The sequence below is a fragment of the Undibacterium sp. Tian12W genome, from assembly GCF_049339405.1.
Taxonomy (GTDB): Bacteria; Pseudomonadota; Gammaproteobacteria; order Burkholderiales; family Burkholderiaceae_D; genus Undibacterium.
In genome coordinates, this window is the sequence record NZ_JBMPPK010000001.1 from 142,824 (window position 1) to 156,951 (window position 14,128).

The following is a 14,128-nucleotide window of genomic DNA, read 5'->3' on the forward strand; positions in this document are numbered from 1 at the left end:
CGCCAGAAAATCAGTTCGAGTACCCCTGCCTATCCACAAGCTGATTGCCTGCGGACAGAATCCAGCATTTATTTCACCGGCAAGGCATCACCAACGATGGGCCCGCTACCGCTGAAACGGTCCAGTGCCAGATAAATCACGGGTGTAATGAACAGGGTAATTGCCTGTGAAAAAATCAAACCACCCACCACTGCAAGCCCGAGAGGCTGGCGCAATTCAGCACCGGCACCCAGGCCCAGGGCAATCGGCAAAGCCCCAACCAGTGCAGCCAGTGTGGTCATCATGATGGGACGGAAGCGTTGTATGCAGGCTTCACGTATTGCTTCTGGCGGCGTCATATTGTGGTGCCTTTGCGCATCGAGCGCAAAGTCGATCATCATGATCGCATTCTTTTTGACGATACCGATCAGCAGCAAGATACCGATAGTGGCAATCAGGGTCAGGTCTTCGCCAAACATCTGCAGGGTCAGCAAAGCACCGACAGCGGCAGAAGGCAAGCCAGCGAGGATGGTGATAGGGTGTATATAACTTTCATACAATACACCCAGCAACACATAGATCACCAGCAAGGCGGCAACGATGAGGATCACCTGGCCGGATTGTGAATCCTTGAACACCGCTGCATCACCACCATAGGTAGTGATAATGGACGATGGCAATTTGATTTCATCGCGGTATTTTTCTATGCGGTTAGTCGCCTCGCCCAGGGCTGTGCCGGGTGCCAGGTTGAAAGATACCGTCACCGCCTGCAATTGCCCTACGTGATTGATCGCGGTCGGCCCTACCGTGCGTTTGACGGTAGCAATACTGGACAGCGGTACCAAAGTACCGGTATTACCGCGTACATAAATGCCATTGATGGCACTTTCATCTTTCTTCGCATCTGGCGCCACTTCCATGATGACCTGGTAGCTATCAACATTGGTGTACATCGTCGATATCTGACGTTCGCCAAAAGCGCTGTACAGGGCTGAACGTATGCTGTCCATGGACACGCCCAGAGCATTCGCGCGGTCACGGTCAATATTGATACTGGCCTGCAAACCCTTCAATTGCGAGTCTGTGGTGACATCCTTGAAACCGGGATCAGTGCGCAGTTTTTCTTGCAGCTTGATGGCCCATTCGCTCAATGAGCCGGCTTCCACACTTTGCAAAATGTATTGGTACTGGCTCTTGCTGGGGCGGCCACCGAGTTGCAAATTCTGGGTAGGGCGCAGGAAAACAGCAATACCAGGAACCTCATTAAGTTTCTTGCGCAAACCTTCGACCACATCCTTCATCGGTTTGCGTTCACCACGTGGCTTCAGGTTGACGAACATGCGACCTGTATTTTGCGAACCACTGCCACCATTGAAAGAAGTTGCAGTAGCCACATTAGGATCATCGCGTATGATCTTGGCGACCCTGTCCTGCAAGCTCACCATGGCTGGGAAAGAAGTTTCTTCTGCCGCCTCGGTCGAGACATTGATCTGGCCTATATCTTCTTGCGGAAAGAAACCCTTGGGGATGACATTGAACAGATAAGCCGTGGCAGCAAAGGTTGCCAGGGCGATCAGCAGCACTAGTTTGCGGTGGCGCAATGCCATGTCCAGCCCACGAGTATAGCCACGCAAAGACGCATTGAAACTATTTTCAAATAAGTGCAACATGGCGCCCACTGCTTTTGGCGGCTCTTTCAGTTCATGCTCGCTCTTCAAAAAGCGGCTGGCCAGCATCGGCACCAGCGTCAGCGAAACAAAGGCAGAAGCAACGATGGCCAGAGTGACGATTACGGCAAACTCATGGAATAGCTGACCGATAACGCCGGGCATGAAAAAGATGGGAATAAACACCGCCACCAGCGAAGTGGAAATCGAAATGATGGTGAAGCCCACTTCACGCGAACCCTGCAACGCGGCCTTGAAAGGCGGCTCGCCATTCTCAACGTGGCGCATGATGTTTTCCAGCATGACGATGGCATCATCGACCACCAGGCCCACAGCCAGTGTCAGCCCCAGCAGCGAGACATTGTCCAGCGTATAGCCAAAGCCCCATAAAAGAGCAATAGAACCAACCAGGGACACAGGCAAAGACAGAGTGGGAATGATGGTTGCGACCATACGGCGCAAGAACAGGAAAATGACTATCACCACCAGGAATATCGTCAGCAATAAGGTCAGGTTCACGTCATGCAAAGCATCACGGATGGAGATGGACCTGTCATTCACCAGATTCATTTTGACTGAAGCTGGCAATTGCGCTTTGAAGCCAGGCAAGGCCGCCTTGATGGAATCGACCACCTTGACGGTGTTGGCATCAGTCTGCCTTTGTATTGCCAGGGTAATCGAACTTTCGCCATTAAAATTGGCATTGGTTTTGACTTGCTCGTAGCTGTCTTCAACCGTGGCAACTTCACGCAGGCGCACGACTTGCCCACCTTTGTTACTGACCACGAGATTGGCAAATTCTGCTGCGCTTTGCATTTGCTTGTTGGCCAGCAGCGTCAGTGTCTGCTTGTCGCCATCCAGCGTACCGACTGGCGTGTTTGCATTCGAGGTACGGATGGACGCTGACAATTCATCGAGCGTCAGATTGCGTGCCTGCAAGGCATCTGGCATGACGCGTATGCGCACGGCATAACGCTTGATACCAAAAATATTTACCTGGGCCACACCTTCCAGCGTCGACAGACTGGGGGAGATCAAATGCTCGGCATAACTCGTCAGTTCAGCAAGACTCAGCGATGGCGATGTCAGGGCAATAAACAGCACAGGCGCATCAGCAGGATTGACCTTGCGATACGACGGTGGCGATGTCATATCAACTGGCAAAGAGCGCTGCGCACGCAGCAGTGCCGCCTGCACATCCACAGCGGCTGCATCAACATTACGGTTCTGGTCAAATTCCAGTGTCAGCGAGGTAGAGCCGAGAGTATTGCTGGAACTGATGATGGACAGGCCAGGTATGGTGGCAAACTGCTTTTCCAGAGGCAAAGCCACTGAGGTTGCCATGGTCTCAGGACTGGCACCAGGCAAGTTGGCATTCACGCTGATGACCGGCGTGTTATAGCTCGGTAAAGCCGCGATAGGGATATAACGGTAAGCCAGTACACCTGCCACGACGATGGACAGGTTCAGCAATACCGTCATGACCGGACGGCGTATGAATAATTCAGACAAATTCATGATGCGCTCGCGGCTGAGGCTGCTGGTGCTGTGGATGCAGCAGGCGCAGTTTTTGTATATGCAGCCGTTGCAGATGAAGCGCTGGAGGAAGAAGCACTAACGGAAGCACCAGCGGAAGCACCGGCAGAAGACTCGCCCTTGCCTGCACCCCTGGCACCCTTGTCTGCTTTGTCGCCCTTGCCTTCTTTACCATCGCCATTACGTTCCTTGATGCTGGCGCCCGGACGCAGGTTTTGTTTGCCATCCAATACGACTTTAGAGCCTGCCTCTATGCCAGTAACAACCGCATCATTACCAAAACTGTTGGTCACGACCACTGGCTTCATGATGGCCTTACCTTCGGCATCAACGATATATACAGAGCTGCCACGGGGACCAACGATCACAGCATCCTGCGGCACTACGACGACATCTTTGAGAGTCTGTACGCTGAGTTCCAGATTGGCATAGGCACCAGGCCAGAGTTTCAGTTCCTTGTTGTCAAACACGGCCTTGACCTTGATCGTGCCAGATGCGGCATCTACGGCATTATCAACGAATTGCAATTTACCTTTGAATTTGACCGTGGTATCCGGCAAATTGGCCATGACATAGCTGTCGCTGCGTCTCAGGCTTTCCAGCGCATCTGGCAGATTGCGTTGTGGCAGCGGGAAAGCAATCGCTACCGGGTCCATCTGGGTAATGCTGACCAGCGGTGTCGCAGTCGCAGGCTGTACCAGCGAACCTGGGAACACGCTGATGATGCCAGTCCGGCCAGCTGATGGTGCCACTATGCGGTTATAGCTGAGCGCAACGCGAGCGGCATTCACCGCTGCCTTGTCGGAAGCAATCACGGCTTGTTGGGCATCGACCTGGGTCTGGCTGGTGTCGGCAACACTTTGGGCAACAAATTTCTTGCTGACCAAATCCTTGTTGCGCACGAGCTGGCGCTGATAGTCGGCCAGCGACGCCAGGTCCTTGTCGAGTTGTGCCTGGGCTTTTGCCAGGTTGACTTCATCAACACGGCTATCGAGGGTGAACAAAACATCACCGGCTTTGACGAACTGCCCTTCCTTGATATGCACCTTCGCAATTGTGCTGCTGACTTGCGGACGGATATCAACAGTGTTTAATGCAGTGACCACGCCATTGGCAGTAATCCTGACATCATAGTCACGCTTTTGTGCAATGATGGTGGAGACAGTGACTGGACGGTTTTGCGCTGCACCGGCTCCGGCAGGGCCACTACCCCCCGTTTTTGCAGAAGCACCCTCACCCGCAGCCTTGTCAGATGACTTGTAATAAGTGTAAGCCGCGCCCGAGGCGGCTGCCAGAGCTGCGACGATGATCAGGGTTTTGAATTTGCTCATATTATTTTTATCCAGTGCAGGAATCGCTATCAATAAGCTTTTCCACGCGTTTCTTGATGAAGTGTTGACTTCTTACGTCAATTTGCAATTTCTCCTCAGACACAAACCGCCCCTAAAAAGTTCAGAACCGAAATGCTAACAAAGAAAAAGCCAGCACACAGGCTGGCTTTCATTTTAGATACCTTCCGTTACATGGAAGAGACACAATTGCTAGGTTTTAAACAATCTGTTCAAACACCACACTTAGCACCTTTATACCACTGCACCGTCGGTATCGTCTTTTTCTTTGACTGGCTTGAGCAGATCTTCACGCTTGACACCCAGCCACATCGCAATCGCCGCTGCCACGAATACGGAAGAGTAAATACCAAAGCAAATACCTATCGTCAGAGCAACTGCAAAATAATGTAAAGTCGGACCGCCGATCAGCAACATCGACAACACCATCATCTGCGTACAACCGTGAGTGATGATGGTACGTGAGATCGTGCTGGTAATAGCATTGTCGATAACTTCGGTCACAGACATCTTGCGCTGTTTGCGGAAATTTTCACGGATACGGTCAAAAATAACCACGGACTCATTCACCGAGTAACCGAGCACCGCCAGAACTGCTGCCAGTACCGACAAGTTGAACTCCCATTCAAAGAAGGCAAAGAAACCGAGAATGATAATGACGTCATGCAAGTTGGCGACAATCGCTGCTACCGCAAACTTCCATTCAAAGCGTATTGCCAGATACAGCATGACGCCCAGTACCACAGATAACAGTGCCTTGAGGCCATCGTGTGCCAGTTCATCACCTACCTGTGCGCCGACCAGCTCCACCCTTTGCAGCTTGACCAGTTCGTTTTTAGCAGCATCCTGGCAAGCGAGTTTTTCTGTGGTCGTACCATCCTTTGCACTGGCTGGAACCTTGATGAGGCTACCGCTTTCAACTTTGCAAAGTGCCTCAAATACAGTATCAGCAACACTGACCTTGGCATCCTTTTTTGTTTCCGGCAAACGTATCACCACGTCTTGCGCCTTACCAAAAGTTTGTACTGGTGAATCCTTGAAACCCAGCTCCTCTACCTTGTGGCGTATGGCATCGACATTGGCAGCCTTGGGGTAGGTCACTTCCATGACCGTACCACCGGTAAACTCAACCGAGAATTGCAGGCCTTTGTGCAGCAGAAAAAACACGGCCGCGACAAAGGTCAGGGCAGAGATGACATTGAATATCAGCGCATGGCGCATGAAAGGAATGTCTTTTTTAATACGGAATAATTCCATGATGAATTCCTGTGTTCTTGATAGTCTGGCCGCTTACTTGCCAGCGTTGTCTGTTGGTTTCCAGATCGTTCCAATAGAAATGGACGCCAGTTTTTTCTTTCTTCCATACCAGAAGTTCACAACGCCGCGTGAGACGAATACGGACGAGAATATCGAAGTCAGGATACCCAGACAGTGAACCACAGCAAAACCGCGAACCGCACCGGAGCCAAATACCAGCAATGACAAACCAACGATGAGAGTCGTCACATTGGAGTCAAGAATGGTTGCCCACGCATGATCAAAACCTTCTTCTATGGCTTTTTGCGGTGTCTTACCTGCACGCAGTTCTTCGCGTATGCGTTCATTGATAAGCACGTTGGCGTCAATCGCCATACCCAGCGCCAATGCAATCGCAGCAATACCTGGCAAGGTCAGCGTAGCCTGCATCAGTGACAGGATCGCCACCAGCAACAAGACGTTGAAAGACAGTGCCAACACACTGAAGAAGCCAAACATCAGGTAATAAGCAATCATGAAAACAGAGATTGCTATAAAACCATACAGTGTCGAATTACGACCCTGCTTGATGTTTTCCACACCAAGTTGCGGGCCTATCGTGCGTTCTTCTATGATTTCCATAGGAGCAGCCAGAGAGCCAGCGCGCAACAACAGGGCCAGGTCGGCAGCTGCATTAGGAGTTCCCATGCCGGTAATAATGAAACTATTGCGCAGCTCGTCATTGATTCTTGGAGCTGTCAGTACTTCGCCCTTGCCTTTTTCAAACAACACGATAGCCATACACTTGCCAATCCTGGAACTGGTCGCGTTAGCCATCTTGCGGCCACCGTCGCCATTCAGATCAACACTCACAGCAGGCTGCGAACTGCGCTGGTCGGTAGTACCCATAGCGCTGGTGATGTCATCACCCGTGATCACAGGCTCTTTAACCAAAATCAGGCTTCCCTGCTTGGACGCAAACATTTCCGAACCATAAGGTACAGGAGTATTGGGATCAACTGAACAATCAGCTCTGGTAACTACAGACTCGTCAAGCAAACGCACTTCCAGTGTCGCCAGGCGATTAATCGTGGTTTTGGCGCGCACAACGTCCTGTACACCTGGCAATTGCACGACGATACGGTCAGGCCCCTGCTGTTGGATGATGGGCTCAGCAACACCGAGTTCATTCACACGCTTGGACAAGGCAGTAATATTCTGTTTGATACCTTCAGAGACAACATCCTTGAGTGCTTTTGCCTTCAGGCTTACCTGCAAACCAAAGTCAGCGCCATCACTACCGGCGGTGTCGAGCAAATCGACGTCTGTCATCCGAGACAGCAAGACATTCTTGGCCTTGGTGCGTTCATCCGCATCACGGAACTTGAGCTTGATCAGGTCGCCTTCACGGTCGAGACCCGCGTGGCGCACATCTTTTTCTCGCAAATAGCTACGCACACTGGAGGTCAGGCTCTGCATCCGCTTGTTCATGACAGCCTTGGTATCGACTTGCATGAGGAAATGCACGCCACCGCGCAAATCCAGTCCCAAAAACATGGGCATGGCGCGCAGGTTTTGCATCCACTTCGGTGTATTTGGCAAAAGATTAAAAGCCAGCGTATATGTAGGGTCTGCAGGATCCGCATTCAAGGCTTTCTCAAGCGCTGCCTTGGCTTTGAACTGGGTATCCGTATCGTCAAAACGGGCGCGGACTGAGCCTTGCGTACCGTTAAATTCGTAGGAGATATCCTTGCTTTTCAGGCCAGCCTGTTCCAGCGCTTTTTCTACGCGGCCAGTCATGTCAGCCTCAAGCTTGACAGTGGCTTTACCGCTACTGACTTGCACTGCAGGTGATTCACCAAAGAAATTTGGCGCAGTATACAAAGCACCAAACAACAGGGTAATCAGAATCAGTATGTACTTCCAGAGTGGATAGCGATTCATAATGGGGAAAATAATTGGAAGCTAAAAAAGCACAACGCAGCCCAGTTTATTTTTGGACTGCGTTGCCGTGTTTTTCTGATTAAATCGCTTTAATCGTGCCCTTGGGCAGCATCATGGTGATGGACATCTTTTGCACGACGACTTCTGTGCCATTGGCAATTTCTATCGTGATGTAAGCATCAGTTACCTTGGTCACTTTACCCAGGATACCGCCTGCTGTGACCACTTCATCATTCTTTGCCAGGGCATCCATCATTGCCCTTTGCTCTTTCTGACGCTTCATCTGAGGGCGTATCATCAAGAAATACATTACTGCTACCATCAGGAGCAAAGGCCACATAGTCAGCAGATTGCTCTGGAGATCGCCGCCAGCGGCTGCTTGTGCGTAAGCATTGGAAATAAACACGTTCAGACTCCTGTCATTTTAATAATGAAATTCTAATTTCCTGGCTAAAACCCGGATATAAATTGCCGCAATTATTGCTCAATTCCTGGTATATAGCACCAAATGCCTATTTTTCAATCGGCAAAGCGGCGTATTTTAGCATCGCCTATGCCAAATGCTGGAAATTGTCGGGATATCTGCAAAAGAAAGCCGCGCAAAAAAAGGCAGGCAATCACCGGGGCACCCGGATGATTGCCTACCTAGACTGAATAAATGCAAATTTTACAACAATAATACTTATTGCTTGCTAAATGGTTTACCGTTGATGGTCAAAGCACCCTGCTTCCATTCGATTTTGGAACTCAGCAGTTTGCCGCTGCGGGTGATAAAGCCCTGGCCTTCGAAAGCCTGGATTTGTTGGGCCATGGCAGCCTGGGCAGCTTTTTGGGCTTCTGGATCTTTTTGGCTGGCCCCGCCAAGTTTGACGACCAACGCTTCTGTCAAAGTCACATCCAGGTTGCTTTGCAATTTTGGCAGCAGCAACATAGGGTTGGCTGTATCTGCCACCGTTGCACCTACCAGTTTGGCAGAGCCTGCGAGTTTTGCCTCGCCATCGACCGTCATGACACTCAGGCGCTCGAGTACCAGCTCTGGTTCTTTTTGCAAAACGATCGTGGCGACTTCATCCCATATGGCTTTCAGGGCAGCTCTTTTTTCTGGGTCACCAGGCGCGCTCATCACATCGGTATAGGCAACAGAAATTTTTGCCAGGGATGGGCCATGAATGCGCTTTACACCATAGTCGTAATGGAAATCAGTAAACTCTTGATTATCAAAGCTGAGTTTGGCAGCGCCTATCCTGGCGACAAAGTCCATCAGTTCATCTTTCATAGTGGCTTCAGTGCCGAGCTTGAACTGATCCAGAGTAAAGCTTTTCTTGGCTTCGACTTTATCGGTATAGCTGATATTGGCAACAGTGGTTTCAGTCTTGCCCAAATAAAGTCGGGTACCCGGATAAGCTTGCGTCACCTCACCTTTGAGGCTGACCGCACCCAGTTTGAATGACTGACCTTCCAGCCCATCGACGGTCAAGCCAGGGGCACTCATGACGACATTAAATGCCTTGTAATCTTTTTCAAAGCCTACTTCCAGACTCAAGCCCTGCCAGTTGACTTTTTCCTTGTCTTTTTCCATGACAGTATTGAATGCCGGGCTGGAAATACTGACACGGCCACTGCCGCCATAATTGAGGCGTGAGGTGATATCTATAGGGTTGGCAGTACCAAACAGCTTGGCAAGCTGTGCCTTGCTTTCTGCATCCAGCACCAGTTCAGTCTTGATCAGGGCCGCACCATAACCACGGAATGCAGGCAGCGGGCCATGCTGGATGTGGTTAATGAAATGTATTTGCAGCGGTTTAGATGCTTTTTCTGCCAATGCCGGATCTGCTGGTGGAGTTTGTGCCGCTGGGACTGCCGGCACGGCTGCTGTACCGACTGGTGCCGCTGGGGCAGAATTGTCAGTAGCCGGCTGTCCTGCAGTATTGGCGTCAGTACCAGCTTCGGCACTGGCACCAGGCAGAGGGAAATCCGGTTTTTTAATACCAGGGAAAGTCAGCTCCAGTGTCGTGTCCTGAGTGGAAGAGAACACGCCGCGTTGATAGTCTTGCTTGATGACTTTGACATAGGGAGAAGATTTAGCCTGATTCAGGCTGCTCTCTGTCAGTTTGGCTTCTACATTTTTTCCTGTGTACCAGGCCGCTGCAGGATAGGCGATTGCCAGGACCACTACTACCGCGATCAGTTTTGTACTTTTACTCACAAGCTATCTCCATTTAAGCTGCATGCTTGCCATTTTGGCTTTGGTCATGAGGACCTGCAAAGAGTTTAACAAGCTTCTTCTGGATTGTCATTCTTGCATTTGACGGTCAATACTTTTGTATATGAGAAGTCCTCGGTTTGAACTGGAATATCGCATAAAAAAGGGAGCAAGCTCACGCTTACTCCCTTGCCGCTACTAATACTCTTATCAAATACTCTTCTTCAGTACTTCTCCATTAACTGGAGCGTATCGTCGCCAACGCCAGTTCCGAGGTATTCAAGGCACCTTCAACAAAGCCCTGGTAATCGGAATATGCCTCGCCAACGATGTGGATATTCTTGGCACCACTGCCAAAGTCAAAGGCCTTGAACACATCCATGACCTTCCATGAGCGCACACCCGGCTGCCAGCCATGATTGGCCGCGCCATAAGGAGCTCTCGCCCAGTCGCGTATGCCATAAGTCACGATGGAATTCTTAATAAAGTCGCGCGTGTCTTCCAGCGATTTTTCTTCAAACATATGCTGGGCCTGGTCAGTCAGTTTCAGACCTGAGCGTTTTATATCGACGAGGCGTTTCACATCACGCGCGACAAATAGCGAGAACGCATCGACGATCTTGACGTTCTGGTCTATCTCGGCGCGGTCATGTTTGTCGGTTTCCATGACGTAGTGTTTCCAGAACTCTGTCGATGGGCGGTCCATGTACAGCAAGACCATGCCATGACCGTCCTTGTCATGTCCTTGCGGGCGGCGGAAATAATGGATTTCACGGGTAGGCAGGCAGCTCGCATATTGTTGCGGGCGCTGTGAGTAATCCCACCAAGGCGAATCCGTCACGAAGAACAGTTTCAGCATCGGAAAGCCATTCACTGCATCAAGCTGGGAAGAGACATGTTCAGGCAGGCAGGATGCCAGTTTCACCAGCGGCATCCTGGGCAAAGCCAGGATCAGCCTGTCGGTCTGCAACTGTATATTGCCGTTCTTGGTATGTACATCCAGTTCCAGCCTAGGCTGGCCCATGGCGATTTGCTTGAAACTGGTCAGCATATGGCCACCGGCCAGGGTGACATTGCTAAGGCCGCGCAATTTGGCCATCAGGCTTTCTGTCAGTTTTGCGGTGCCGCCATCCACGCTGGCCAGTTGCTGACCTACAGTTTTGAGGGCGCGTAGCCACCAGATGATCCACTCTATCGCATTCAGGTTTTCCGGGATCATGTGGTAGAAAGTGCCAGTGTCGCGCAGCTTGGTCAGTGCCAGATGGCTGAGCGCACCTTCGGCAGACATGGCGTTCCAGAAACCCATGCTCCACAAGGGCTGGCCATTGAGTTGTGCATGTTTGCGCATGCGCTGGTAATCAGCTTCGGTCTGCGCGTCTATCCAGGCCTGGTCTTGCGGGTCTTGCCCCAAGATCAGCATGATGCCGCGCTTGAGGAGTTGCAGAGAGTTGAGACCCATTTCCTCGGCAGGCAAGTCATAGGTAGGTGCGTTGACTTCTTCACCTTCAGGGCCGCTGAACTCGGTCAGCTTGACCCCCAGGTCACGGCACAATTTATCGAAGCGCGGTTGCAGGGTGGGCTCGAAACGCATAGGCCCCCATTCGGCGATGAAGCCATCAAGATCTTCAGTCTCTATGCGGCCACCCCAGCGGTCAGATGAGGCTTCCAGCACCACGACTTTTTGCCCCGACAAGGCCAGACGCCAGGCGCAATACAGACCAGAAATGCCGCCGCCGGCAATAATGACGGGATGATAATTCATATCAGACCTCTAGTATTCATTTGTCCACTCGGACGAGAGCGTCATTTTGCCTGCAAGCAGCCTGAATATAATTCGTATTACTGATCAGTCCGTCATTATTTACCGTATTAAATAAGACACGAACGCTGACTCAAACACTGATTCAAACGCCGCGCGCGCGATCTGCGTGGAACTGCTGGACAAACTCAGGGAAGCGCTCATCGTCGAGTGCTTTACGGATGTTTTTCATCAAATCCAGGTAGTAATGCAGATTGTGGATGGTATTCAAACGTGCGCCCAGAATTTCACCGGTCCGATGCAAATGATGCAGATAAGCGCGTGAGAAGTTCTTGCAGGCATAGCATTCGCAAGTCGCATCCAGTGGTTCTTTTTCTTCCTTGTAACGGGCGTTCTTGATCTTGATATCGCCAAAGCGAGTGAAGATCCAGCCATTGCGCGCATTGCGGGTAGGCATGACGCAATCGAACATGTCTATGCCATTGGCAACACCAGCCACCAGGTCTTCTGGTGTGCCTACGCCCATGAGGTAATGCGGCTTGTTTTCTGGCAGCTTGGGTCCAACGTGCGCGAGTACGCGCATCATGTCTTCTTTAGGCTCACCTACCGACAGGCCGCCGATGGCGATACCGTGGAAATTCAGTTCATTCAAGCCAGCCAGGGATTCATCGCGCAGGTGTTCAAACATGCCACCCTGGACAATGCCGAACAAGGCATTCGGGTTTTCACCCTGATTGAATTCATCAATAGAACGCTTGGCCCAGCGCAGAGACATGCGCATGGATTTGCCTGCTTCTTCTGTCGTCGCTGGCCTGCCGTCGATTTCGTACGGTGTGCATTCATCGAACTGCATGACGATGTCAGAGTTCAGCGAACGCTGGATTTGCATGGAGATTTCTGGCGACAGGAACAGGCGCTCACCACTGATAGGTGAAGAAAACTTGACGCCCTCTTCGGTGATCTTGCGCATTGCACCCAGCGAAAATACCTGGAAGCCGCCTGAGTCAGTCAGGATAGGTTTATCCCAGCCCATGAAACCATGCAGGCCACCAAATTTATTCAGTACTTCCGTGCCAGGACGCAGCCACAGGTGGAAGGTATTGCCGAGGATGATGTGGGCATCTATCTCTTTCAATTCCAGCGGCGACATCGCCTTGACCGAGCCATAAGTACCGACTGGCATGAAGATAGGCGTTTCGATTTCACCATGGTTGACTTTGACACGACCACGACGTGCGGCAGTAGTTTTATCTTTTTTAATGAGTGTAAATTCAAGCATGGTCTTCCCCGGAGGAATTGGTCAGCAGCATGGCATCGCCATAGCTGAAAAAACGATATTGTTGAGCGATAGCGTGAGCATAAGCAGCGCGGACGCGATCATACCCGGCAAATGCCGATACCAGCATCATCAAAGTGGATTTTGGTAAGTGGAAATTGGTGATAAGCCTGTCCACGGTTTTGAATACATAGCCTGGCGTGATGAACAGACGGGTGTCATCGCTGCCTGCCTGCAAGCTGCCTGTTTGTGAAGCCGATTCGAGCGCACGCATGCTGGTTGTGCCGACAGCCACCACTTTGCCGCCCGCGGCTTTGGTGGCCTGCACGGCTGCCACGGTCTCATCCGGCACGGTATACCATTCGCTGTGCATCTGGTGATCTGCCAGGTTTTCGGTACGCACAGGCTGGAAAGTGCCCGCGCCCACATGCAGGGTTACATAGGCGAGTTTGATGCCTTTATCCTGGCAACGCTGCAACAGCGCCTCGTCAAAATGCAGCCCAGCCGTTGGTGCTGCAACCGCACCGGGCACACGGTTATACACAGTCTGGTAACGCTGCTCGTCAAAGTCATCGGCATCATGTTCTATATACGGCGGCAAAGGCAGGCGACCATAGGTTTCCAGCAGCGTGAAAATATCAGAAGGGAAGTACAGGGTAAAAAACTCACCGACGCGCTCACCGACAACCACATCAAAACTGTCCGCCAGGCGAATTTTACTACCCGGCAGTGGCGACTTGGACGCACGCATCTGCGCCAGCACGCTGCGTTCCTTGTCATTATTCGACAGTACACGCTCGACCAGCATCTGTATCTTGCCGCCGCTTTCTTTGACGCCAAAGAAGCGCGCCTTGAGTACACGGGTATCATTAAAGACCAGCAAATCACCGGCATTGAGCTGGTGTAGGATGTCAGCAAAATGCCTGTCGACCAACTTATCGCCATCAACATGCAAGAGGCGTGAAGCAGTACGGTCGGGCAAAGGTGTTTGCGCGATCAGGGTTTCAGGCAGTTCAAAATCAAAATCACTTAGGGAGTAAGACATGCAAAAATTCTACAAAAAACGGGGGTAAAACAGGAAAAACAGACATAAAGCTACTTTACACTGTATAAAATACCAGTAGAATGCACACTATCGTAGCAAACCCGGGTAAGATCACAGACAAACAGCCTGAAACC

General features: G+C 51.2%; 9 protein-coding genes. All 9 read right to left on the minus strand.

Going from position 1 to position 14,128, the window contains the following annotated elements; genetic code table 11:
- Positions 1-68: 68 nt before the first annotated feature.
- Entirely contained in the window at positions 69-3,164 is a 3,096-nt protein-coding gene (locus ACO0LI_RS00600; RefSeq protein ID WP_422949448.1) for an efflux RND transporter permease subunit, read from the minus strand.
- Positions 3,161-4,513 (minus strand): efflux RND transporter periplasmic adaptor subunit, encoded by a 1,353-nt coding sequence (locus ACO0LI_RS00605; RefSeq protein ID WP_423030089.1) that lies wholly within the window; start codon positions 4,511-4,513, stop codon positions 3,161-3,163. The genes ACO0LI_RS00600 and ACO0LI_RS00605 overlap by 4 nt, the downstream gene beginning before the upstream one ends.
- Positions 4,514-4,765: 252 nt before the next feature.
- Entirely contained in the window at positions 4,766-5,788 is a 1,023-nt protein-coding gene (secF, locus tag ACO0LI_RS00610) for a protein translocase subunit SecF (RefSeq protein ID WP_422949450.1), read from the minus strand.
- A 33-nt stretch (positions 5,789-5,821) separates the two neighbouring features.
- Positions 5,822-7,711, minus strand: coding sequence for a protein translocase subunit SecD (secD, locus tag ACO0LI_RS00615; RefSeq protein ID WP_422949451.1), 1,890 nt, complete (start codon positions 7,709-7,711; stop codon positions 5,822-5,824).
- Between the two features lie 79 nt (positions 7,712-7,790).
- The gene (yajC, locus tag ACO0LI_RS00620) at positions 7,791-8,117 is read right to left on the minus strand and encodes a preprotein translocase subunit YajC (protein ID WP_422949452.1); all 327 of its coding nucleotides are present in this window, start codon (positions 8,115-8,117) and stop codon (positions 7,791-7,793) included.
- A 276-nt stretch (positions 8,118-8,393) separates the two neighbouring features.
- Entirely contained in the window at positions 8,394-9,917 is a 1,524-nt protein-coding gene (locus tag ACO0LI_RS00625; RefSeq protein ID WP_423030091.1) for a YdgA family protein, read from the minus strand.
- Between the two features lie 235 nt (positions 9,918-10,152).
- Positions 10,153-11,676: a flavin monoamine oxidase family protein gene (locus ACO0LI_RS00630; RefSeq protein WP_423030093.1), complete on the minus strand. Its 1,524-nt coding sequence runs from the start codon at positions 11,674-11,676 to the stop codon at positions 10,153-10,155.
- Between the two features lie 142 nt (positions 11,677-11,818).
- On the minus strand, positions 11,819-12,952 hold the full coding sequence (gene tgt, locus ACO0LI_RS00635) for a tRNA guanosine(34) transglycosylase Tgt (RefSeq protein ID WP_162039972.1): 1,134 nt from the start codon (positions 12,950-12,952) through the stop codon (positions 11,819-11,821).
- The gene (gene queA / locus ACO0LI_RS00640) at positions 12,945-13,994 is read right to left on the minus strand and encodes a tRNA preQ1(34) S-adenosylmethionine ribosyltransferase-isomerase QueA (protein WP_423030095.1); all 1,050 of its coding nucleotides are present in this window, start codon (positions 13,992-13,994) and stop codon (positions 12,945-12,947) included. Before queA ends, tgt begins: the two co-directional genes overlap by 8 nt.
- Positions 13,995-14,128 lie beyond the last annotated feature (134 nt).

Excerpts from the sequence above, each read along its gene's own strand:
- ACO0LI_RS00600 (WP_422949448.1), bottom strand. The coding sequence starts at position 3,164 with ATGAATTTGTCTGAATTATTCATACGCCGTCCGGTCATGACGGTATTG.
- ACO0LI_RS00605 (WP_423030089.1), bottom strand. The coding sequence starts at position 4,513 with ATGAGCAAATTCAAAACCCTGATCATCGTCGCAGCTCTGGCAGCCGCC.
- secF (WP_422949450.1), bottom strand. The coding sequence starts at position 5,788 with ATGGAATTATTCCGTATTAAAAAAGACATTCCTTTCATGCGCCATGCG.
- secD (WP_422949451.1), bottom strand. The coding sequence starts at position 7,711 with ATGAATCGCTATCCACTCTGGAAGTACATACTGATTCTGATTACCCTG.
- ACO0LI_RS00630 (WP_423030093.1), bottom strand. The coding sequence starts at position 11,676 with ATGAATTATCATCCCGTCATTATTGCCGGCGGCGGCATTTCTGGTCTG.
- tgt (WP_162039972.1), bottom strand. The coding sequence starts at position 12,952 with ATGCTTGAATTTACACTCATTAAAAAAGATAAAACTACTGCCGCACGT.
- queA (WP_423030095.1), bottom strand. The coding sequence starts at position 13,994 with ATGTCTTACTCCCTAAGTGATTTTGATTTTGAACTGCCTGAAACCCTG.